16 protein-coding genes and 2 riboswitches are annotated in these 22,208 nt (G+C 73.1%); of the genes, 13 read left to right on the top strand and 3 right to left on the bottom strand.

The genetic code is table 11. The features are described from left to right. The first annotated feature begins 257 nt into the window (after positions 1–257). The gene (locus FRAAL_RS28145; protein WP_011607496.1) at positions 258–938 is read left to right on the top strand and encodes an HdeD family acid-resistance protein; all 681 of its coding nucleotides are present in this window, start codon (positions 258–260) and stop codon (positions 936–938) included. A 60-nt stretch (positions 939–998) separates the two neighbouring features. Here FRAAL_RS28145 and FRAAL_RS28140 read toward each other — a convergent pair whose 3' ends face one another. Continuing rightward, positions 999–1,778 (bottom strand): SDR family oxidoreductase, encoded by a 780-nt coding sequence (locus FRAAL_RS28140; RefSeq protein ID WP_011607495.1) that lies wholly within the window; start codon positions 1,776–1,778, stop codon positions 999–1,001. Between the two features lie 559 nt (positions 1,779–2,337). Here FRAAL_RS28140 and FRAAL_RS28135 point away from each other — a divergent pair. From FRAAL_RS28135 to FRAAL_RS28120, 4 genes are all read left to right on the top strand, one after another. Beyond that, positions 2,338–2,760, top strand: coding sequence for a TOBE domain-containing protein (locus FRAAL_RS28135; RefSeq protein ID WP_011607493.1), 423 nt, complete (start codon positions 2,338–2,340; stop codon positions 2,758–2,760). 253 nt (positions 2,761–3,013) lie between these two features. Next, a complete protein-coding gene (locus FRAAL_RS28130) occupies positions 3,014–3,280 on the top strand; it encodes a UBP-type zinc finger domain-containing protein (RefSeq protein ID WP_011607491.1) in 267 nt (88 codons plus the stop codon). 75 nt (positions 3,281–3,355) lie between these two features. Next, positions 3,356–4,360: an SRPBCC family protein gene (locus tag FRAAL_RS28125; protein WP_011607490.1), complete on the top strand. Its 1,005-nt coding sequence runs from the start codon at positions 3,356–3,358 to the stop codon at positions 4,358–4,360. Between the two features lie 18 nt (positions 4,361–4,378). Next, a complete protein-coding gene (locus FRAAL_RS28120; RefSeq protein WP_011607489.1) occupies positions 4,379–5,551 on the top strand; it encodes a zinc-dependent alcohol dehydrogenase in 1,173 nt (390 codons plus the stop codon). Positions 5,552–5,565: 14 nt separating this feature from the next. On the opposite strand, the gene FRAAL_RS28115 is transcribed toward FRAAL_RS28120, so the two are convergent. Next, positions 5,566–6,129, bottom strand: a complete 564-nt coding sequence (locus FRAAL_RS28115) for a TetR/AcrR family transcriptional regulator (protein ID WP_157892246.1) — start codon at positions 6,127–6,129, stop codon at positions 5,566–5,568. Between the two features lie 156 nt (positions 6,130–6,285). Between FRAAL_RS28115 and FRAAL_RS28110 the strand changes: the two genes are divergently transcribed. Continuing rightward, positions 6,286–7,053, top strand: coding sequence for a HesA/MoeB/ThiF family protein (locus tag FRAAL_RS28110; RefSeq protein WP_011607487.1), 768 nt, complete (start codon positions 6,286–6,288; stop codon positions 7,051–7,053). A gap of 61 nt (positions 7,054–7,114) precedes the next feature. Here FRAAL_RS28110 and FRAAL_RS28105 read toward each other — a convergent pair whose 3' ends face one another. Continuing rightward, positions 7,115–8,719, bottom strand: a complete 1,605-nt coding sequence (locus FRAAL_RS28105) for a hypothetical protein (RefSeq protein ID WP_011607486.1) — start codon at positions 8,717–8,719, stop codon at positions 7,115–7,117. A 797-nt stretch (positions 8,720–9,516) separates the two neighbouring features. Between FRAAL_RS28105 and FRAAL_RS28100 the strand changes: the two genes are divergently transcribed. The 7 genes from FRAAL_RS28100 to FRAAL_RS28070 all read left to right on the top strand — a co-directional run bounded on the left by FRAAL_RS28100 (position 9,517) and on the right by FRAAL_RS28070 (position 21,867). Then, positions 9,517–10,521: an AAA family ATPase gene (locus FRAAL_RS28100; RefSeq protein ID WP_050997283.1), complete on the top strand. Its 1,005-nt coding sequence runs from the start codon at positions 9,517–9,519 to the stop codon at positions 10,519–10,521. 530 nt (positions 10,522–11,051) lie between these two features. Next, positions 11,052–12,734, top strand: coding sequence for a DUF58 domain-containing protein (locus FRAAL_RS28095; RefSeq protein WP_011607483.1), 1,683 nt, complete (start codon positions 11,052–11,054; stop codon positions 12,732–12,734). Beyond that, positions 12,731–15,490: a transglutaminase-like domain-containing protein gene (locus FRAAL_RS28090; RefSeq protein WP_157892245.1), complete on the top strand. Its 2,760-nt coding sequence runs from the start codon at positions 12,731–12,733 to the stop codon at positions 15,488–15,490. The genes FRAAL_RS28095 and FRAAL_RS28090 overlap by 4 nt, the downstream gene beginning before the upstream one ends. A gap of 385 nt (positions 15,491–15,875) precedes the next feature. After that, the gene (locus FRAAL_RS28085) at positions 15,876–16,058 is read left to right on the top strand and encodes a hypothetical protein (RefSeq protein WP_041939897.1); all 183 of its coding nucleotides are present in this window, start codon (positions 15,876–15,878) and stop codon (positions 16,056–16,058) included. Between the two features lie 168 nt (positions 16,059–16,226). Continuing rightward, positions 16,227–16,985, top strand: a complete 759-nt coding sequence (locus FRAAL_RS28080; protein ID WP_011607480.1) for a PIG-L deacetylase family protein — start codon at positions 16,227–16,229, stop codon at positions 16,983–16,985. A gap of 206 nt (positions 16,986–17,191) precedes the next feature. Then, positions 17,192–17,287: riboswitch (glycine riboswitch) on the top strand. Continuing rightward, a riboswitch (glycine riboswitch) is annotated at positions 17,288–17,415 on the top strand. It begins immediately after the preceding riboswitch. Positions 17,416–17,473: 58 nt separating this feature from the next. Next, entirely contained in the window at positions 17,474–20,515 is a 3,042-nt protein-coding gene (gcvP, locus tag FRAAL_RS28075) for an aminomethyl-transferring glycine dehydrogenase (RefSeq protein WP_041939896.1), read from the top strand. A gap of 611 nt (positions 20,516–21,126) precedes the next feature. Further along, positions 21,127–21,867, top strand: coding sequence for an FkbM family methyltransferase (locus tag FRAAL_RS28070; protein ID WP_231861391.1), 741 nt, complete (start codon positions 21,127–21,129; stop codon positions 21,865–21,867). Positions 21,868–22,208 lie beyond the last annotated feature (341 nt).

The following is a 22,208-nucleotide window of genomic DNA, read 5'->3' as shown; positions in this document are numbered from 1 at the left end:
GGTCCGGTACCGCCGCCGGCGGTCCGTCGGGCTCACCCGCATTCCGTGAGCATCCCCGCGCGATTTCCGGTGGCCATGCGTGGTCGGCTCCACGGTGGGAATCAGGGTGCTGACCTGTGGTCCAGGGGACGGATCCCGCCAGACGGGACGACCCTGACAAGACGGGGGTGGGCACTGTGATCGATCAACGGGCTGCGGAACGAAGGACGCAGTCGCGGCCATCCGGTATTCCGTGGTACGCGCTTCTCGCTGTCGGGGTGGCTTTCGCGCTGTTTGCGCTGGCGATCCCGCAGTTCGACATGAATTCCCTGAAGAAGATCGCGGTGGTGCTGGGGATCGTCCTGCTGCTCGGCGCGGTCAGCGAGGTGCTGGCCGCGAGGGCGACCGCCCGGGACTGGCGGTGGTCTCACCTGCTGCTCGCCGCGCTGTTCGTGGTGGGCGGGATCGTGGCGCTGGTCTGGCCGGATCCCACCTTCAAGGTGGTGGCTCGGACGGTGGCCTGGTTCTTTCTGATCAAGGGTGTGTACGACATCATCAACTCGTTCGCGGCCCGGCGCTCCGAGCAGCACGCCGAGGTCGAGGCGGACGGGCGGGCGCCGGCGCAGTGGTGGATGCCGCTCGTCGTCGGCGCGCTGGAGATCGGGGCCGCGTTCTGGGCGGTGGGCTACCCGCGGGACTCGCGGTCGCTGCTGGCCCTGTGGGTCGGGCTCGCCGCCCTCGCGCTTGGCCTGACCAAGATCGCCATGGCCCTGCGGCTGCGGGGAGTCCGGTCGCCCGCGCCCCTGGACTGCCTGCACCTGGACGACCTGACGACCGCCGGCTTCGGCGGCCGGGCGGTCGCGGAGGGCGGCCGCCTGGAGGGGGGCCGCGCCCAGCGGGCGACGACGGCCGCCGACCGCTACCCGGGCGGCGACAGCTACACCGGCGGCGACCGGTAGGCGACCGGTAGGCGATCGGCGGTAGGAATCGGGCGGTTGACCGGCCCGCGCCGGCGGCCCTCAGGCTGTGGGGCCGCCGGCGAGGACCGACCAGCCGGCGTCGACGCGCAGGACCGTTCCGGTCGCCGGGCGCAGGGCGGGGTCGAGAGCCAACCCGACGGCGGCGGCGACGTCCGCCGGTTCCAGGACACGATGCAGCACCGAGTTGTCCGCCAGCGCCTTCTCACGCTCCGCGCCGAGGACCGCCGCGGTGGCCTCGGTGCGCACGGCGCCGGGTGCGACGGTCAGGACGCCGATCCCGTCGCGGGCCGTTTCGGCGGCGACGTGACGGGCGAAGGTGGCCAACGCCGCCTTCGCCGTGCCGTGGGCGAGCCGGCCGGCGCCCACGTAGTCGGCGGCGGTGCTGCCGAGGTAGACCACCCGCCCCTCGCCCTGCGCCCGCATGACCGCCACCACCTGCTGGGTGATGTGGAAGGCCCCGGCGAGCTCGCCGTTCATCTTCGCGGCGAACTCCGCCCAGGTCAGCTCGCTCAACGGCGCGAAGGGCGGGGCGGCGGTGTTCGCGTTGACCACCAGCGCGTCGATCCGACCGCGGTCGGCGAGCACGGTCGCGACCATAGAGGCCACATCGCCCGGATCGGTGACGTCACCCGCCAGCGCGACCGCGCTGCCTCCGGATCGGTGAATGCCCGCGACCACGGTGGCGGCCGCGTCGGCGTCGCGCCGGTAGTTGACGACCACGTGGTAATCGCGGCGGGCGAGGTCGGCGGCGATCGCCGCCCCGATTCCCCGTCCCGCTCCGGTGACGATCGCCGTCGCTGTCGTCGGTGTGTCTGCCATTGCGTCCGTCCTCGTTTCGGATGAGCGAGTAGGCCACGGACCTCGGCGAATCCCCGAATCACGGGCCGCCGCCAACCGCGGGGCGGGACGGCATTCGGCCCGGCGCCCCGGCGGCTGTCGAACCGAACCGCACACCCACCATCGGGGCGGGCCGTCATTGCCCGTACTCTATCGGTCGGTCGGTCGGTCGCCGGGCGGGTGGTGGCCGGAGCGTTTTGGGGTGAACATCCGGCTGGCCCGGTTCAAGCCGCTTTGCGCCGTCCTGGCCGGAGCTGACGGCCAGCAATCCCCCGCCTCGGGCGACATGCGCCGGGGACGGCAGGAACCTGTCGAGCGGTCCCGGGACATCGACGCCCGCGCCGAAATGTGGGATCGGCCACATCCGTGCGGCCACTTGCCTACGCTTTCCGGACGCAAGTCGAGACGCATCCGCGGCGTTCACTCGCGGCTCTTTTCGGTACGTGCGGAAATCAGGACGGCGACGGGAGCGGGCACCTGCCCGGGGTGAACGAGTAGAACTGAAGGGACGTCCTGAGCAGCCCAATGAAAGGCGGACCACGTGAGTCTGACCATACGTAACCAACTGACCGGAACCGTCACCGACATCACCGAAGGTGCGGTAATGAGTACTGTACTGATCGCATTGTCTGGCGGGCAGAATGTGACGGCCGCGGTGACCGTGGATGCGATAAGGGAACTCGGCCTGTCGGCGGGTTCCACCGTCGAAGTGCTGATCAAGTCGACCGAGGTTTCCCTGACCACGGGCAGCGTGGACGGTCTGAGCATCCGCAACCAGCTTCGTGGCACGATCTCCGGCCTCGAGACCGGCGGCGCGATGGCCGTCGCGCACATCGCCCTCGACAACGGCGGCGAGCTCACCTCCGCGATCACCCTGGCTGCGGCGACCGATCTCGGCCTCGCCGAGGGCTCCGCCGTCACCGCCCTGATCAAGTCGACGGAAGTGGCCCTCGCGGCAGCCTGATCGGCCCGACACGCTACCGACGCCCGCGCCGCCGCGGCCGTGCGCACGGTCGCGGCGGTCTCACCCCCGGTCGGGCCCGCCCGCCCGCCCGCGCCGCTCGGTGGCGGGGACGGCCGGTTCCGTGACCTGCCGGGATCTGGCGTCATACCTCGATTGGTTCCGGCCCACGGGGGCAGCCCTCCCGTGACCCGCACGCCGCGCACTCTCGGGAGGGCATCGTGGGTGAGGCCATAGGAAACATCGGGGGTCGATCATGACCACTACCGGGGTGGATCCCCATCTCGCTCTGGTCCGACCCGTTGTTCCGCACACCGCGCGCGGCTGTGAGGACTGCCTGCGGGTCGGCTCCGTCTGGGTGCACCTGCGGCTGTGCCTGACCTGCGGCCACGTCGGCTGCTGCGACTCCTCCCCGCTGCGCCACGCCCGGGCCCACGCGCACGCCACCGCCCATCCGATCGTGCGCTCCTTCGAGCCGGGCGAGCACTGGCGCTGGTGCTACGTCGACGAAACCTTCGTCTGACCGGGATCAGGAGCCGATCACGAATGCCCACGCCCGGCCGGCGCGGCCGGTCGAAGTCGAAACGGGGGATCAGCGATGAGCACGCAGAGCACGCAGAGCACGCAACAGCAGTTCCGCGATCCGCAGGCGCGCCAGCCCGGCGATCAGCGGGAACGCGGCGGCGCGCGAGGGGCCGTCCGCCTGGACGCCCTCGGTGGCGCGCTCGGCTGGTTCAGCATCGGCCTCGGCGCGACCGAGCTCGGGGCGCCCGACCTGGTCGCCCGGGCCGTCGGAGCCGAGGACTCGGCCGTCTCCAGGACCATCACGCAGATCTTCGGCGGCCGCGAGATCGCCAGCGGGGTTGGCGTGCTCGGCAGCGAGCAGCCGGGCTGGTGGCTGTGGGGACGGGTCGCGGGCGACCTCCTCGACCTGTCGGCCCTGGCGCTCGTCGCGGCCCGCCGCCGGGTGACCGGCGCCGGGCTGGCCCGCCCGCTGCTGGCCGTGGGCTCGGTCGTGGGCGTCACCGTGCTGGACGTCATCGCCGCCCGCCGCCACAGCCGCGCCCAGGCGCCGGGCCATCTGGTGCACGCGAGGTCGAGCACCACCATCCGCCGGGCCCCCCAGGACCTCTACCGCCGGTGGCACGACTTCGAGTCGTTGCCCACGTTCATGTACCACCTCGACTCGGTGCGGACCGACGACGGAACCTCCCACTGGAAGATCCGGGGACCGGCCGGGAGGAAGATCAATTGGGATGCCCGGATCGTCGCGGACCGGCCCGGCGAGCTGATCGCCTGGCAGTCGGTCGGCCACTCGGACATCCGCAACGCCGGCACGGTGCGCTTCGCTCCGGCGCCCGGGGGCCGGGGGACCGAGGTCCAGGTCGACCTGGAGTACCAGCCGCCCGCCGGAGCCGCCGGCGTCGCGCTCGCGAAGGTGCTCGGGGAGGACCCCGGTCAGCTTCTCGCCGAGGACCTGCGCCGCTTCAAGCAGCTCATGGAGACCGGCGAGGTCGTCCGGTCCGAAGGGAGCCCGACCGGCTCCCGGCCGGTCAGTCGCCTGCTGCGCCAGCACCCGGCCCAGCCGCTCGGGCGGTCATAACTCGAAGGGACTGCACTCATGCGTGCAAACTGCTGGCTCGGACGGGGCGATGTCGAGGTCCGACAGGTCCCCGATCCGCAGATCCTGAACAGCCATGACGCGATCGTCCGGATCACCAAGACCGCCATCTGCGGCTCCGACCTGCATCTCTACGGCGGGTTCGTGCCGACGATGATGAAGGGGGACGTCCTCGGCCACGAGTTCATGGGCGAGGTGGTCGACGTCGGCCACGACGTGGAGTCCCTCCGCATCGGCGACCGGGTCGTCGTGCCGTTCCCCATCGCGTGCGGACAGTGCAACACCTGCCTCGCCGGCGACTACTCGCTGTGCGAGAACTCGAACCCCAACGCGGCGCTGGCGGAGAAGATTCTCGGTCACGCCCCCGCCGGCATCTTCGGCTACTCGCACATGCTCGGCGGATTTCCCGGCGGGCAGGCCGAGTACGCCCGGGTGCCGTTTGCCGACGTCGGACCGATCAAGATCGAGGACGATCTGCCGGACGAGCGCGTGCTGTTCCTCTCCGACATCCTGCCCACCGGCTACATGGGGGCGGAGTTCTGCGACATCACGCCCGGGGACGTCATCGCCGTCTGGGGGGCCGGGCCGGTCGGCCAGTTCGCGGTCGCGAGCGCCTTCCTGCTCGGCGCCGAGCGGGTGATCGTCATCGACCGCTTCCCCTACCGGCTGGAAATGGCCCGGGACAGTTCGGGGGCCGAGCCCGTCAACTACGAGGAGACCGACGTCCGCGAGGCGCTGCTGGAACTGACCGGCGGGCGCGGCCCGGACGCCTGCATCGACGCCGTGGGCCTCGAGGCGCACCATTCCTCGCACGCGGCCTACTCCTACGACCGCTCGAAGCAGATCACCCGGGTGGAGAGCGACCGCCCGTTCGCTCTGCGGGAAGCGGTGCGCAACTGCCGCAACGGCGGTATCGTCTCGGTCATCGGCGTGTACGGCGGGTTCGTCGACAAGTTCCCGATGGGCTCGCTGATGAACCGCGGGCTGACCCTGCGGTCCGGCCAGTGCCACGTGCAGCGGTATCTGCGGCCGTTGCTCGACCGGATCCGCAACGGCGAGATCGACCCGAGTTTCGTCATCACCCATCGGCTCGGGCTCGACGACGCGCCCCACGGCTTCGAGACGTTTCGCGACAAGGCGGACGAGTGCATGAAGGTGGTGCTCACGCCCTGACGGGACGGCGGCCGCTACCCGCCAGCGGCCGCCTCGCCGCGCACCCCGGGCGGCTCCGCCTCCAGCGCATCGCCGCGCATCACGGTGAGCAGCTCGGACTCGGACGGGGGCGGCGCCGCCGGTGTCGCCGAGGCGGCCTGTAGCCCGTCGAGCAGCAGGGCGATCAGTCGGGCGGAGCTTTCCGGGGCGTGCGCGCCGGCGCGGTGGACGAGGCCGGCGTTCGCGGCGTCGGGAAAGGTGTCGCTGGTCAGCAGGTCGGCCAGCCCGCGATCCGCCGCCTGCATCCGGCACAGCGCCGTCAGGTAGCCACGCAGGGCATTCCACGGATCGGGTTCCGCCGCCGCCGCGGCCGCCATCTGCGCGTACTTTTCCATCTGCTCCGACAGGGCGGCGGCGACGAGCTGGCAGCGCGAGCCGAAATGCCGGTACAGCGTGGCGTTCCCGACGTTGGCGCGCTGCGCGATCTCGTCGAGTGAGGCCTGGACGCCCTGCTCCGCGAAGACCCGGCGAGCGGTCGCCAGAATCGCCTGCCGGTTACGGCGGGCGTCCGCGCGGGTGGCCGGTGCAAGATCAGGCATCCAGTCATCCCAACCGCGGCCCGGGATGCGACCGGCGTCGTTGGTAGTGTGGCCGGCGAACCGCAGATTCGTCCCCGGTGGGGGTGAGAAGCCGCAAGCGCGGGAGACAAGCGCCAGCTTCTGGAAAGCGTCGGCCACAGCAGACGAGGGCAGGTCATGGACACCCAGCGCTTCACGCGCCAGCTGATGGCCGGTTTCGGCCCGGGTGAGCAGGAGCGCCTGGGCGGGGCGACGGTGCTCGTGGCCGGGATCGGCGGGGTGGGCGGCGCCGCCACCACCTATCTCGCCGCCGCCGGCATCGGGCGGCTGGTGCTGGTCCATCCCGGCGCGTTGGAGAAGCCCGACCTGAACCGCCAGACCCTGATGCGCCCCGACCGGATCGGCGAGCCCCGCGTCCTGATCGCCGCGGACACGCTGGGTGTCCACTACCCGGAGGTCGCGGTGGAGACCTGGGACCGGGACCTGTTCGATCCGCTGCTGCCCGAGCTGGTGGCCGCCGCCGACGTCGTGATCGACGCCCGGCACAACTTCCCCGAACGCTTCCAGCTCAACCGGATGTGCCTGGACGCCGAGGTGCCCCTGGTCGTCGCGGCGATGAACGCGACCGAGATCCAGTTGCTCACCGTCGCCGGGGACAGCGCATGCCTGCGGTGCGTGTTCGCCGAGGGCGACCCCGACTGGGACCCCCTGGGGTTCCCCGTCTTCGGAGCGGTCGCTGCGACGGTGGGGTGCCTCGCGGCGATGGAGGTCATCAAGCTGGTCTCCGGGTTCGGTGAGCCGTCCATCGGCCGGATGCTCGTCGCCGATCTGTGGGATCTGGACGTCCGCTCGCTGTCGGTCGCGCGCGATCCCGCATGCGCGGACTGCGGCTCCCGGCAGCGCACGCCTCGCGCCTCCCGGTCCGCCGGCGCCGCGGGGCGTTAGGGCTGGGCCGTCCCGACGCCGAGGCCTGATCGTGGGTGAGCCGGCGGCCGGGCCCGGTCGTTCAGGTGGGTCGGCGGGGGGAGTGGGGCTGTGTCGTCGCGTCGGCGCCCGGAAGCTCGACGAGTGTCTGCTCCGGTTGGGTGGTGATGCCCGGCCGCGGGCTCGGGGTGTCCGTGGGCTGCGGGGGGCGAGGGACGGGCGATGTCGTCGGCGGCGGAGGCTGCGGGGCGACCCCGTTTCCGGCTCCGGGGTTGGGAGTGACGGCCGGTTGCAGCCCCGACCCCGACCCCGACCCCGACTCCGACCTCGTCCCCGTCCCCGCCCGCTCGGCGCTCGTGGGTGCCGGGCGCGGCTCGACCGGCGTGGCCTGCGGTCGGGGCGGCGGGGCCGGCAGCGGGCGGGCCGGCGCCGTGCCCGTCTGACCCGGCAGGCCCGATGGCTGTTTCGCCACCGTCGTCCGCCGCGTGCCGTCGATGAGCACGGCGTCGGGACCGGCCGGATCGTTCACCCACACCTGTTCGCCGTCGGCGGTCACGGTGATCCGCGCGGCGTCCGTGGCGGCCGCCGGCCGGGGGGTGGAGCCGGGGACGACGACCGGCGGGGTGAATTCGCGGGTGCGCGTGTCGAAGACCCAGACCATCCGAGCATCCTGGTCCGGGATGTAGATCATCCCGTCGTGCTCGACCGGTGGGCCGAGCCGGCGCGGAGCCACCGGTCCCTCGTCCCCGCCGTGGGGGTCCCCTGGAGGCACCGCCGAGCCCGGCGGCGATCCCGCGGGTCGATCGATGTCGGGGAGCACGGTCGAGGCCACGGTGTCGCCGGCGGCCGCGTCGTCGCCACCCCCCGCTCGGGCCTCTTCCGCGCCCGGCACGGCTGGCAGCTCGTGCGTGGTCACCGTGCCGTCGTGGACGTCGGCGAGCAGGAGCCGTCCGGCGACCGCGTCGAGGATCGGGACGGTGCTCCGCTCTGCCGCGTCGGCCGTAATCACCACCGGATCGGACGGTACGGACGCGGTGGTCAGGGTCACCGGCAGTGCCGTCGCCCGGCCGGGCCGGGCGCCGGTGAGCGGGATAGCCGTCCCGGCGGTGCCGTCGACGACCACCGGGCGATCCTGGGCCAGCACCATGTCGATCTGATGGTCCGGTCGGGCGACGCGAATCGGGGCCGACGCCACGCCATCGCGGATCGGTACCACGGAGCCGCTGGTGCGAACGGGCGCCCACAGCGTTTCGTCCCGCGTCCGGACGGCGGTGCCAAGGGTTCCGCCGAGGTCGATGACCGGTCCGACGTCGGTGAGCAACCGTCCGTCCAGGCGTCGTACCCGCCCGCTCGCAGCGTCGACGGCGTAGATCACCCTGTTTCCCACGATCACCGTGGTGCCGGGACGCAGCGTGGCCGTTCGGGCGGGGGCGAGGCGTTGCGGCTCGATCAGGTGAAGCAGGCCGGCGTCCTCGTCGCAGACGAGGAGATCCGGGCCGTCGCGCAGGACGGAGAGCCGATGCCCGACCGCGCCGGGCACGGTGACGGCTGCGTCGGCCCGCCCGGTCGTGCTCTGCAGGTGCGTGACGATGCCGGTCGACGTGCTCGCCAGCCAGGTGCCGCCGGTGGCGAGGTCGAGGGCGAACGGCGGCGTTCCGGGCGCGGCGGCGGCCAGCCCGGCGCCCACGCACAGGGCCGCCCCGGCCGCCGCCGTGATGACGCGACGAAGCCGCCGCCCGAATGCGGAGATGGTGTGGTCTCACTTTCCCTGATCATGGCCGGCGCGCGGATGCGGCGCGGCTGCGGTGGCCCGGCCGCGCCGAGCGTCGTCGGTACTCGGCGCCGGAGTGCAGGCGGCCCGTAACGGGTCGGTGTCTGTGTGGGCGTGCCACCCCGCCCGCCCACACAGACACCGCGGGGGAGCGCCGTGGGAGGGGTACAGCGCTCACCGCGTCCCAGGCGCCATACCCAACGGCGCGCGGGAGTCTGTTGATATTCATGTTCTGATGTTGACTAACCCGAGATGGACCACTCGGGCGGGTCATCCCTCTCGATAGGTAAGACGCGGCATCCACCGGACAGGTTGCGACGCGATTGCTGCCTTTTGTGACATCGCCTCGAGAGGCTCGCGCAGCACGTGGCACGCCGGTGCGGCGCGTGCATGTCGGTGTGGCTCCTCCGGCCATCAGATCAACAACTAATTCGGGCTATGGCACAACGAAACGGGGGTGCCCGTCGTCTACCGCAGCGGAACGGATCGTCTCCGTGCCGGCGACGGTCGCCGGAGTCACCGTTCCCGGGCGGATCTCCCCACCGCCCGTGGGCGGACCGGGCCGGTCGCCCCCTCGTCCGGCACGGTCCGCCTCCCGACTCGCACCAGCCCACCCCCACCAGCGAGGAGGAGCCCGACCCGGTGATGAGCAGCCAGCCCGCGCGGCGAGGACGGTCAGCGTTCCCTGCCCCGACCGGACCAGGAGGCAGGGCATGACGAACAGGAACGACGACCGCGACCATCTGCGCGGTGACCAGTCCGGCGTGGCCGCGTTCTCGGCTGCCTTCCAGGACGTCGTCGCGAATGTCGAGAAGGTCATCCGAGGCAAGCGGGAGGTCGTCGAGCTCGCGACGATCTGCCTGTTCGCCGAGGGGCACCTGCTCGTCGAGGACGTTCCGGGCCTGGGCAAGACCTCGTTGGCCCGAAGCCTCGCGGCCTCGGTCAACGCCGGCTGCCATCGCATCCAGTTCACGCCGGATCTGCTGCCGGCGGACATCACCGGGACGATGGTGTACGACCAGCGTGCCAACGAGTTCGGCTTCCGCCCCGGACCCGTCTTCGCCAACCTCGTCATCGGCGACGAGATCAACCGGGCCTCGCCGAAGACGCAGTCGGCCCTGCTGGAGGTGATGGAGGAGGCGCGGGTCACCGCCGACGGCACGGGCTATCCCGTGCCCCGCCCGTTCATGGTCGTCGCGACGCAGAACCCGATCGACATGGACGGGACGTACAGCCTTCCCGAGGCCCAACTGGACCGGTTCCTCATGCGGCTGAGGATGGGGTACCCGTCGGTCGACGCCGAGCTGGAGATCCTCGAAGGCCGGCAGGTGGGACGGCGGATCGAGGACCTGAGGCCGGTGATGCGGGCGGAGGACGTCGTGGCCCGAGCGGCCCAGACCTTCGCCGTCCACGTCGCGCCGGCGCTGCGCCGTTACCTGGTGGACCTGGTCGCCGCCACGCGGACCATCCCCGACATCGTCCGGCTGGGCGCAAGCCCACGGGGCAGCATCGCGTTGCTGCGCGCCGTCCAGGTCAGGGCCGCCGCGCACGCCCGGGTATTTGCCACTCCCGACGACGTCAAGGCGGTGGCCGGCCCTGTTCTGGCGCATCGTCTGGTGCTCAGCCCGGAGGCCGAGCTGCGGCGCGTCATCGCCGAGGACGTCGTCGACGAGATCCTGCAGACGGTGCCGTCACCGCGTCGCCTCGTCGGCATCTGATCGTGTCGCACCCCGACGACCGTCGCCCGGGCGACGACCGGACCGACCGCGGGCTACTCCGGGTCATCGACGCGGACACGACGACCACCCCGTTGCCCGCCTCGGTGCCGCAAATCTCGGTGCCGCCCATCTCGGTGCCGCGTGCCACGGAGCCGCCCGCCTCGGTGCCGCGTGCCACGGAGCCTCCGTCGTCAGCCTCCCTCGTCCGGACCATGCGGCGCCGGACGGGCCGGTCCGTGCCGGATCAGCCCGAACCCCCCGGGCAGACCGCGCGCGGGCTCGGTGAGCGCCATCGCCCGCCTGTCCCGGAGCCACTACCGCGGCCGGCCGCTTCGGGCCGAGGAAACGCCCCGGCGGGCCGACGGACCGCCTCGGCCGGTGCGGACGTCGCAGGCCGGCCGGACGTCGCAGGCCGGCCGGACGTTGGCGAGCGGGCAGACGTCGGACAGCGGGCAGCCTCCGCTCCGCCGGGCCCGACACAGGCGGGGCGGGCTCGGGCGGAGCAGGGCTGCCCGCCGAATCGCGGACCCGTGGGGGGCGCGGAAACGCCGGGACGGGCCCGCCTGAGGGCCACCCCGCTGGGCTGGGGGGTGTGCGTCACCGTCGCGGTCCTGCTGCTGGGCGCGCGGGTGCTGCGCTACGCGGAGCTGGCTGTCCTCGGCGGGGCGGGGGCCGCGGCGATGGGCCTCGCGGCCGCCACGGCCGTTCGCCGTCCACGAGTGTCGGTGACCGTCCGTGTGTCGCCCAGACGAGTCATCCGGAGCGAGCCCGCCACCCTCACCGTGACGGTCCGCAACATGTCGCGGTGGCCTTCGCCGCCGTTCACCCTGCACCTGCCGCACGGCCCCGTCGTCGCCCGTCCGGACCCGCCAGGGCCGGGCGCCCCTCGTGCGGGGCGGCTGCTGGCCGCCTCTGACCTGGTGGAGACGTGGTGGGACCGGCGTGCGTCGACCGTCACCGCCCGCGGAGGGGGCGGCCGCGTACACACCCTCCCGGCCGCGCACCGGGGGGCGCCGCGCACGGGCGGCGGGCCTGACGACCGCCCGACGCGCGCTGCCGACGTCCTGCACGGCTCAGGCTCCACGCCGTCCCGCGGCGCCGGCACGGATGGCCGGGCCGCGGCGGCCGGTGCGCCGGATACGTACCCCCCGACCGGGACGGACACGCCGGCTGCGGCAGTGTCCGTCCCGGTGCCCCGACTCGCCGGCTCGGGCTGCCGGACGATCGAGCTCGCCATGGACACCAGGCGACGCGGGGTGGTCCGGCTGGGCCCCGCGGAGGTGATCAGATCGGATCCGTTCGGCCTCACCCTGCGCCGGCAGCGGCTGCCGGCGGCCGACACCCTGCACGTCCGACCGCGGACCCGGCCGCTGGCACCGCTGGCTTCCGCGCCCTCGCGCGACCCGGACGGGCAGACCGGGCAGGGCACGGCCGGCGGGTTGGAGATCCACACCCTGCGGAGATACACGCCCGGTGAGGATCTCCGCCTCGTGCACTGGCCGTCCAGCGCGCGGGCGGGCGAACTGATGGTCCGCACCCATGTCGATCCCAGCGAGCCGGCGGCCACCGTCGTCCTCGACAACCGGCCCGCGGCCTACCCGCCCGGTCGGGTCGGTGTCGCGACGTTCGAGGAGGCCGTGGACGTCGCCGCCGCCGCGGTGATGACCTGCGCGCAGGAGGCGTTCGGGGTGCGGCTCGTGACGACCGCCGGGCTGCGCGTGGCAGGCCGGCGCCGCCGGCGGGATGCCGACGCCCTGATGGACGAGCTGGCGGGTGTGCACCTGGACGACAACGCCTCGCTTGACGTCGTCGCAACGCTGCGTCGCGGCGGGCTCGGCACGCTGGTGCTCGTCACCGGCGGATTCGACCGGCAGGCGCTGGCCGCACTCGCCCCGGTGGCTCACGCGTACGGGCGCGTCGTCCTGGTCCGGGTGGGCCCCCGCAGCCCGGCCGCTGCCCGAGCCATCGATCGGCGCGACTCCTCCGACCGGGCCCGCCTGCGGACCGCGTCGTCCGGCCGGGTGGTGGGGATCGGCGTGCTCGGCAGCACCGTCCCCACCGGCGGTACGCACCTGGACGGAACCGCCACCAGGGCCGCCGGCCGGCTGACGGTGATCGACGTTGCCGATGCCGAGGCGCTCGGCGAGTACTGGCCGACCGGCGAACGGCACTGGCGATGGCCACGGGGCTCCCCCCGGACGGCCCGGCCATGACGCAGCTCGGTGCACCGCCCGGCGGGGCCGTGCGCTCGGCGGCCGGCGCGAGCGGGGGGCATGTGGTCGGGGTCGACCTTCCCGCCCGTCCGGAGGTGCCGGTGCGGCCTCGCCTGGTGGCCCTGGCGGTGGTGGCGGGACTCGCGATCCTGGCCGGTTTCGGCTTCCGCCGGATTTTCCGTCTCCCCGATCTACAGGTGATCATTCCTGTCGCCGCGGTCGTGCCCGTGATCACAACAGCGGTGCTGGGCCTGCGGCGCCGGCCGGTGCCCCTTGTCGGGACGGTCGTGACCTGGGTCGGGGGGTTCCTGGCCTGGGCCAGCTTCACGGTGGCGGCCGGCGCGGGTGGGTTCTGGGCGCGGTTGTCCCTGGTCCGTTCGGGCGTCCTGGACGGATGGGCGCGCCTGCTGGACGCGGCCGTCCCGGTGCCGCCCGACGGGGCCCTCCTGCTCGTTCCGGCGGCACTGACCTGGCTGGCCGCCGCCATCGGCGCGGAACTCGTCATCCGTACCCGGGCTCGGCTCCTGCCCGCCCTGCCCGCTGCCCTGGTCCTGGCGGTCGCGGTTGCCTACGCCGCCCCCGTGCCGGGATCCGACGCGCCGCTCGCCGCCGCGTTCGCCGCGGCGGCCGCGGTCCTCGTCCGGGTACGCGGGAGCGTCCTGTCCCGGTCACCGGGAGAATTCGCGGTCGCCGCCCCCGGCCCCGCCGGGCCGGGCGGCGGCCCGGGCGGGGCCTCGGTGTCCCCCCGATCCGGGCCAGGTCTGCTGCCCGTGGCAACCCCGCGAGGCTGGGCGGCGCTCCGCCTCGCGGCGCGGTCCATCGTCGCCGTGGCCCTCGTCGTAGGCGCCGGTCTCGCCCTCGCCCATGGTCCGATCGGGCCGGATGGGCGATCGCCCGTCGACCCTCGCGACCACCGCACGACCGCGCCGGCACCGCTTGCCGCCCTCAACCCTCTGAGCCGGCTCGCCGGGTGGACCACCCATCCCGACCAGGTCCTGTTCCGGGTGGGGCTGTCCCCGCAGCCGTCGGGGCCGGTCGCGCTCCGGCTCGCCGTCCTCGACTCCTATGACGGCGCCACCTGGTCCACGAGCGGCCGTTACCTGCCCGCGGGACGGGCGATCATCGGCGGGGCGGGCGTATGGGGGCGGGCGGGACGGGCCGCGGGCCAGAGCGGTGGTCAGCCGTCCACACCGGTCACCCAGGATCTGACCGTCGTCGACCTCGGTGGGGATCTTGTACCCGCCCTGGCTCGGCTCGGCCGGTTCGCCATGGTCTCCGCCGCCGGCACGGTGTCGCCCGCCTCGCCGACATCGCCCGCCTCGCCGACATCGCCCGCCTCGCCGACATCGCCCGCCTCGCCGACATCGCCCGCCTCGCCGACATCGCCCGCCTCGATCACCGCAGGCACGCCGCCTTCCCCGAGCAGCCTGCGCTCCGCGGCGGCTCCCGAGGGGCCGGCAGGCCGGTTCGCGGTCGATCCGGACGACGGCACACTCGTGCGTACCACGCCACTGCGCCCCGGCAACCGGCTGCGCCTGGTCTCCACCCCGCCGACCACCATGACCGCCGACGGGCTGCTCGCCCTCACCGTCTCCGCGACGCCGTCCAACGCCCCCTACCTCGCGGTGCCCGAAGGGGTCCCCCCGGTGCTGCGGGAACTGGCCTCCGTCGCCACCGGCGGCGGCGCGACGCCCTACCAGCGGGCCGCCCTGCTGCGCCAGTACCTGATGGCGAGCTTCAGCTTCGATCCCACCGTGCCCGCCGGGCATTCGCTCGCCCACATCGACCACTTCCTCGGCCAGACCCGACGCGGCACCTCCGAACAGTTCGCCACGACGTTCGTCCTCGCGGCGAGGCTGCTGGGCCTGCCCACCCGCCTCGTCGTGGGATTCACGGCCGCCGACTCCGCCGGGGCGACCCGCACGATCCGGGGCGCCGACGCCCTGGCCTGGGCGGAGGTCAACTTCGACGGCGCCGGCTGGTTGCCGTTCTTCCCGACCCCCCGCGCGGGGGACGAACGCGGTGCGACGGTGGCCGGGTCCACCCAGGGCGAGTCCTCCGCGCAGACCTCACTCGTGGAGGAGGTGCTGCGGACCACCGTCCCCGTACCGCCCGGTCGGGCGGAGGCCACCCCGCCCGGGCAGGCCCCGTCGCGTTCCACCGACCGGCGATCGCCCTCGCCCGGCTGGGTGGGACTTGTCCTCCCGTCGGTGACGGCCGTCGGCGTCACCGCCGTGCTCGGCTGTCTCCTGCTCGGCTGGGCGCTGCCGATCGCGCGGCACCGGCGGGCGCGGCGCGCCGCGAAGGGGAGCAGGGCGCGGATCGTCGTCGCCTGGCAGCGAGCCATCGAGATGTTCGCCGATTCCGACCGGGCGATGCCGCAGGCGGCCAGCCCCAGCGAGGTGGTGGCTCTCGCGGCGGGCCTGGTCGACGACGCCGGACTGACCGCGCTGCGTGGGCTGGCCGACCTCGCCACGCTCGCACTGTTCGACGACGGCACCATCGGCCGCTGGGACGAGGGTCCCGGCCGGCGCGCTGCGGATGAGGCGTGGCGCCTGGTCGACGGCCTCGAGCAGGCGGTCCGTCGCGCCGTCCCACGCCGTCGCCGACTCGGCAGGCGGATCTCGCCCCGAACGGTCCGCACCGAACTGCGCAGGCTGCGCCGGACGGCGCCGACGCCCCATCGGGCCGCCCACCGACCGGCGGGGACAGGCGGACCCGATGCCCGGGTCTCCACGGCCGATCGCCGCCGCTGAACCCCCGCACCGGGTCCAGGTGCGCCTTCGCCGCAGGGCGATCGGGCCAGGGCCGGTGCCGAGCACCGATCGCCCGTCATTGGTAGCCCGCGCGGGTCGGCACCCGGAACGGGCCGGCGCCCCGCCCCCACCCACCGGGTGTCCACCCGTTCGTCGAGTTCGCCGGCCTCCGGTCCGCGCCGCGTGAACCGGTCCACGGCGGTTCCGGCCGGTCGCGGGCGGGTAGTCCGACACGGGGCGGCTTGCGGGGCGGGCCGTGCGGGGACCGGGCCCGCTCGGGCGCCGTACACCGCCGCGTGCGGGGGGCCCACTCGGGCGGGTGCGCGGCATCAATCATGGCCGATCGGGCCATGCCGGTCGCGGCCGGGACAGGAGGAGGCAGGCCATGGCTCAGACGATGAAGGGACGCACGAGGCCCGCCGGCGAGGGCACCTCCAACGATGAGATGGCCAGGCAGGTCGCAAGTCAGACCTCGTCGGACCGGATGGCCGAGGCCGTCTTCCGCCGGGAGAAGGACGGCGCGCTGACGGACACCGAGGCAGCCAAGTGCGAGGCGCTGCAGCACTGAGGGCGTTGGGGGCGTTGGCAGCACCCGGTGGCGGCCACGGCGCCGAGGGAGGCCGAGGCGTCCGCCGGGAGCCGGTCCCGCGTCGCGGGGGGCCCGGGACGAGCATCACGGCCGGTCCCCGGCCCGATGTCCGTGCGGAGCGCCGGTGGTTCGGCGTATGGATGAGCGATGCACGAAGACACCGCCGAGGCGGGCCGGCCCTTCACCGACGACGGCACCCCCGAATCGGCCTGGCGGGCCTGGCAGCCGGGTTGGTCGGAGCTGGATCTCACCCCCGCGCCGCCAGCAGTGGTCGTCGTGGCCCCCCATCCGGACGATGAGGTTCTGGGCGTGGGCGGGCTACTTGTCCGCCTGCACGCCCTCGGCGCTGCGATCACCGTCGTCGCGGTCACCGACGGCGACGCATCTCATCCCGGGTCGCCCACGCTGGCCCCGGCCGAACTGGCCCGGCGGCGGGTGGCCGAGCAGCACGCCGCGTTGGCCGCGCTGGGGCTCGCGGAGGTGCCGGTGCACCGGATCGGGCTAGGGGACGGACAGGTCGCCGGGCACGAGGCGGCGCTCGCCGATCAGGTGGAACCGCTGCTCACCCCCGGCTGCTGGGTGCTGACCACATACACCGGGGACCGCCATCCGGACCATGAGGCCACGGGGCGCGCGGCGGTGCTGGCGGCGGGACGAGCCGGCGCGCGGCTGCTGGAATACCCCGTCTGGACCTGGCACTGGGCGGTTCCAGCTGACCCCAGGGTGCCATGGGCGAGGGCTCGAACGGTGCCCCTGCCCCGCCCGTTGCAGGAGGCCAAGCGGCGCGCGGTCGACTGTTACACCACCCAGATCGCTGCGCTGTCCGACGATCCGGCGGACTCGGCGGTCCTCGGGGCGCCTACGCTGGCCCGGCTGCTGCGTCCCTACGAGACGCTCTTCGTCTAGTCCGCCGTCCTGAGCACGTCGCCCTGAGCACGTCGCCCTGAGCACGTCGCCCTCAGCTTGCCGCCGTGAGCTTGCCGCCGTGAGCTTGCCGCCGGAGCGGGGCGGCGCGGGTGCGTCGTCGAGCGCAGCCCCCGATCGGACCATCGTTGGCGAGGGATCGCGATCGCAGCTAGTCTGCGGGGCAACGAACTGCATACTGCTGCCGCTCACACCCGCGCGGGAGAGTCCCGGCCGCGACTGCCGGGACGCCGAAGGAGCAAGCTCTCCCCATAAACTCTCAGGCCCCCAACCGCCGGGTCAGGCAACTCTGGAAAGTGGACATCCCGATGTCCCGCCGACGGTGAAAGCCGCGGCCGTCGTCCGCGGGTCCTCGGCTCGGACCCATGGCGGCGGCGGCCGGTGAAGCTCTCAGGCCAATGACAGAGGGGGAGGCCCGCCGCGGCGTCGACTCTCGTTGTCGTCGTCGCCCGACCTCCGGAGCGCTCATCATGCTTCACGGCACCGATCACGAGGACGCCTCCGTAGCGGCCGCCACCAGCGACGTCACCGCTTCGGCGGCCGTGGCCGTGGCCCATCCCCGGTTCGCCGACCGTCACATCGGGCCGGACGCCGCGGCCCAGCGGTCCATGCTCGCCGCGCTCGGGGTGGCGTCGCTGCGGGCGCTGACCGACGCCGCGGTCCCGGCCGTCATCCGCGACCGCAGCCTCGAGTTGCCCGCGGCGCTCGACGAGACGGCGGTTCTGGCGGCTCTGCGCGCGCTCGGACGCGACAACCACCCCGTGCCGTCGATGATCGGCCTGGGTTTCCATCCCGCGGTGCTGCCCGGCGTCATCCAGCGCAACGTCCTGGAGAACCCCGCCTGGTACACGGCATACACGCCGTATCAGCCGGAGATCTCCCAGGGTCGGCTGGAGGCGCTGCTGAACTTCCAGACGGTGATCACCGATCTGACGGGTCTGGCGGTCGCCGGAGCGTCCCTGCTCGACGAGCCGACCGCGGCCGCCGAGGCGATGCAGATCGCGCTGCGCACGGCCAAGGGGTCCCGCGCGACGTTCCTCATCGACGCGGACACGCTGCCCCAGACGATCGCGGTCGTGGCGACCCGGGCGGAGGCGCTGGGCGTGACCGTCCACGTCGCCGACCTGTCCCCGGGCCTGGCGGCGGGCGACCCCGCGGCCCCGGACGCCGGGGTGCCCGCGCAGGTGCTGGACTCGGCGTTCGGGCTACTGCTGTCCTACCCGGGACCGGGTGGGGCGCTGCGCGATCCGCGGTCGGTCATCGCCGAGGCACGTGCGCGGGGGATCGTCGTCACGGTCGCGGCCGACCCGCTGGCACTGACGCTGCTGCGCTCGCCCGGCGAGCTCGGCGCCGACATCGCCGTCGGCAGCACCCAGCGTTTCGGGCTGCCGCTGTCGTTCGGCGGGCCGCACGCCGGCTACCTGGCCGTCCGCAAGGGTCTGGAGCGGTCCCTGCCCGGACGGCTGGTCGGGGTGTCGGTCGACGCGGACGGCGCGCCCGCGTACCGACTCACCCTGCAGACCCGTGAGCAGCACATTCGGCGGGAGAAGGCGACGAGCAACATCTGCACCGCCCAGGTGCTGCCTGCCGTGCTCGCCTCGATGTACGCCGTCTACCACGGCCCGCAGGGACTGGCCGGGATCGCCCAGCGCATCCACGGCCTCGCGGTCCGGCTCGCCGAGGGGCTGCGGGCCGGCGGGATACCCCTCGGCGCCGACACCTTCTTCGACACCGTCGTCGCGGCGGTGCCGGGCCGGGCCGCCGAGGTGGTGGCCGAGGCGCTGGCACACGGCGTCAACCTGCGGCTCGTCGACGGCGACCACGTCGGGGTCTCCTGCAACGAGACGACCGTGGAGGCGGATCTGCGCGCCGTCTGGGCGGCGTTCGGGGTGCCCGCGGCGGCATCGGCCGAGGTGCCGGCCCCCGCGACCCCGGCGACCCCGGCGACCCCCGCGGCGGCGTCGGCGCTGCCGCGCGAGCTGGTGCGCACCGACGCCTACCTCGAGCACCCGGTCTTCCACGAGCACCGCTCCGAGACGGCGATGCTGCGCTACCTGCGCCGGCTGTCCGACCTCGACCTGGCCCTGGACCGGGGCATGATCCCACTGGGGTCCTGCACGATGAAGCTGAACGCGACCACCGAGATGGCCGCCGTCACCTGGCCGGAGTTCGCCGACATACACCCGTTCGCGCCCCTCGACCAGGCCGGCGGATACCTGACGATGATCCGCGATCTGGAGGACTGGCTGGCCCGGATCACCGGCTACGCGGGCGTGTCGGTGCAGCCGAATGCCGGCAGCCAGGGTGAGCTTGCCGGTCTGCTCGCGATCCGTGCCTATCACCGCGACAATGCGCTGCCCGGGGCACCGGCCCGCGACGTCTGTCTCATTCCCTCCTCCGCGCACGGGACGAACGCGGCGAGCGCCGCCATGGCCGGAATGCGCGTCGTCGTGGTCGCCTGTGACGACGACGGGAATGTCGATCTCGACGATCTGGCGCGCCGCGCGCGGGCGAACGCCGACGTTCTCGCCGCGCTGATGGTGACCTATCCGTCGACGCACGGCGTCTACGAGGAGGGCATCGGGCAGGCGTGCGCGATCGTTCACGAGGCCGGCGGGCTGGTCTACGTCGACGGGGCGAATCTCAACGCGCTCGTCGGGCTCGCGAAGCCGGGCCAGTTCGGTGCCGACGTCAGCCACCTCAACCTGCACAAGACGTTCTGCATCCCGCACGGCGGCGGCGGCCCGGGGGTCGGGCCGGTGGCGGTCGGCGAGAAGCTGCTGCCCTACCTGCCGAACCACCCGCTGCGGGCCGAGGCAGGGCCGGCGAGTGGTGTGGGGCCCATCTCGGGGTCGCCCTGGGGCTCCGCCGGAATTCTGATGATTCCCTGGGCGTACATCCAGATGATGGGGGCGGACGGGCTGCGACAGGCCACCTCGGTCGCCGTGCTGAATGCCAACTACATCGCCCACCGGCTCCGGCCGCACTATCCGGTGCTCTACGCCGGACGGGACGGACTGGTTGCGCACGAATGCATTCTCGACCTGCGGCCGCTGACGAAGCGGACCGGTGTCACGGTGGACGACGTGGCCAAGCGGCTCATCGACTACGGTTTCCACGCGCCAACCATGTCCTTCCCCGTGGCCGGCACCCTGATGGTCGAACCGACCGAAAGCGAGGACCTGGCGGAGATCGACCGTTTCTGCGCTGCCATGATTGCGATTCGCGCGGAGGCGGACAAGGTCGGTGACGGAACCTGGCCGCGCACGGACAACCCACTGCGCAACGCCCCGCACACCGCCCAGATGGTCACCGCCGACGAATGGCCGCATCCTTATCCGCGGTCCGTTGCGGCCTACCCCGTAGCCGCCCTGCGGACCGCGAAGTACTGGCCGCCGGTGCGCCGCATCGACGGCGCCTACGGCGATCGCAACCTGGTCTGCACCTGCCCGCCGGTCGAGTCCTTCGCCGCGCGGTCCGAGGACGGCCCCGTTCTCGTCGCCGCCGGCTGACGGGGCGGGCCCCCGACCGGAGGACGTGCTCCTCCCCGGGCGAGGTCCCGATCTCGGGTGCGGGGGCTGCGATCGTGGGGTTTCGCGGCCGTGTCCTCATCGTGACCTGGCCGCGACCCCGACCTTCCCGGCATGGTGAGCGTCCGGTCGGCCGGCCGGTGTCGTCGGGTCCCGGCGCGGCGGAATGCCGGCGACGCCGCCCGGTCAGGTACGGCGACCGCAGGGGACGCCGACATCCGAACGTCGCCGGAGGACCACTCCTCGCAGGGATGGAACTCTGCGGGTGATGTCCTTGCTTCTTTCCGTGAGAACGTGTGCGGATTACGTCTGCTCCAACGCAATGCGTGGCCTCGGCGACCGCCGGATCGCGGTGCGCGGGGAGGTCCGGCCACTCTTCCCGGGCGTCAGGGTCCGGTCGTGCAAGTCTGCCGTTGCGGCAGAATTCTGCCGGCCGTGCCGCGCGTGATGGCGGCGAGGTGGTACCACCGCTATTGACCGTTGATCGCGTCCCCCTAATAGTGGGTGGCCAGATGCTGTGGTGGAACGTGGGGTTAAGCCACTCCGGCAGATCACCGATGGGGCAACGGGAGGTTGTGCGGATGGATCCTCGGGTGGAAAAGCAGCTTGCTCAGCTCCGCCGGAAGGCGGTCGATTTGGGCCTCGGTCCGGCGTTGAAGCTGGTGCGTGACACCGTCGTGCCGACGGCCCGGCGCAATCGCAATGACGACCGTCACCTGGCTCTCCTGCTGTCGTTCGTGTTGCGGGAGAACTCCAACTGCATCGACGTGGGCGCGCACCGCGGAGACGTGCTCCGAACGATTCTGCAGCACGCCCCGCGGGGACAGCACATCGCCTACGAGCCCCTGCCGCACATGGCGGCCGCCCTGACGACCGACTTCCCGGGGGTCCAGGTGCGCCAGGCGGCGCTGTCGGACAAGCCCGGCGTACTGCCGTTCAGCTACGTCCGCAGCCGGCCCGCCTACAGCGGGTTGCGCGACCGGGTGCCGGACACCGAGGACGTCGAACAGATCCAGGTGGCGGTCGAGGTTCTCGACGAGGCGCTGCCCGCGGACTACCAGCCGACCCTCATCAAGGTCGACGTCGAGGGCGCCGAGTACGGAGTGTTCCGCGGCGCCCGGAAACTGATCGCCGCCAGCCGGCCGCATCTGGTCTTCGAGTTCGGCGCCGGTGCGCGTGACTACGGCACGACGGCGGATGAGATGTACGAGCTCGTCGACGGCGATCTGGGTCTGCGGATCTTCGATCTCGACGGCGATGGTCCGTACACCCTGCCCAAGTTCCGGGACACCTTCGAGACCGGTCGCCACTTCAACTTCGTCGCGCATCCCTGACGATCGTCCACGGATCACCGCGCAGCACCGATGCCCGGCCGGCCGGCGAGGACGGGCCGCTCGGGCGGTCCGCATACGTGCTTCCGCACCCGGTGAGTGGGAGCCGAGAACAAGAATCGGACAAGAGTCCATACGAGGACTCAAACGAGTGTGTACGAAGAGCGACGGTTCGGTACGGTTTCGGAAGGTCGCGGCGATCGACCCACCGAAACCGTCTGGGCGGGACTGGTGCTGCCGCTGCTGCCGGATCCGGTCATGGATCGCCGGGAGGCATCGGGCGTACGCGGCCGGTATGCGCACCACCCGTCCGGTCAACTGAGAGGCTGCTCATGGCCCGCTCC

This window comes from Frankia alni ACN14a (genome assembly GCF_000058485.1).
GTDB classification, from domain to species: Bacteria; Actinomycetota; Actinomycetes; order Frankiales; family Frankiaceae; genus Frankia; species Frankia alni.
Note: the sequence above shows the minus strand (reverse complement) of the source record. Positions and strands in the feature narration are given on the sequence as shown.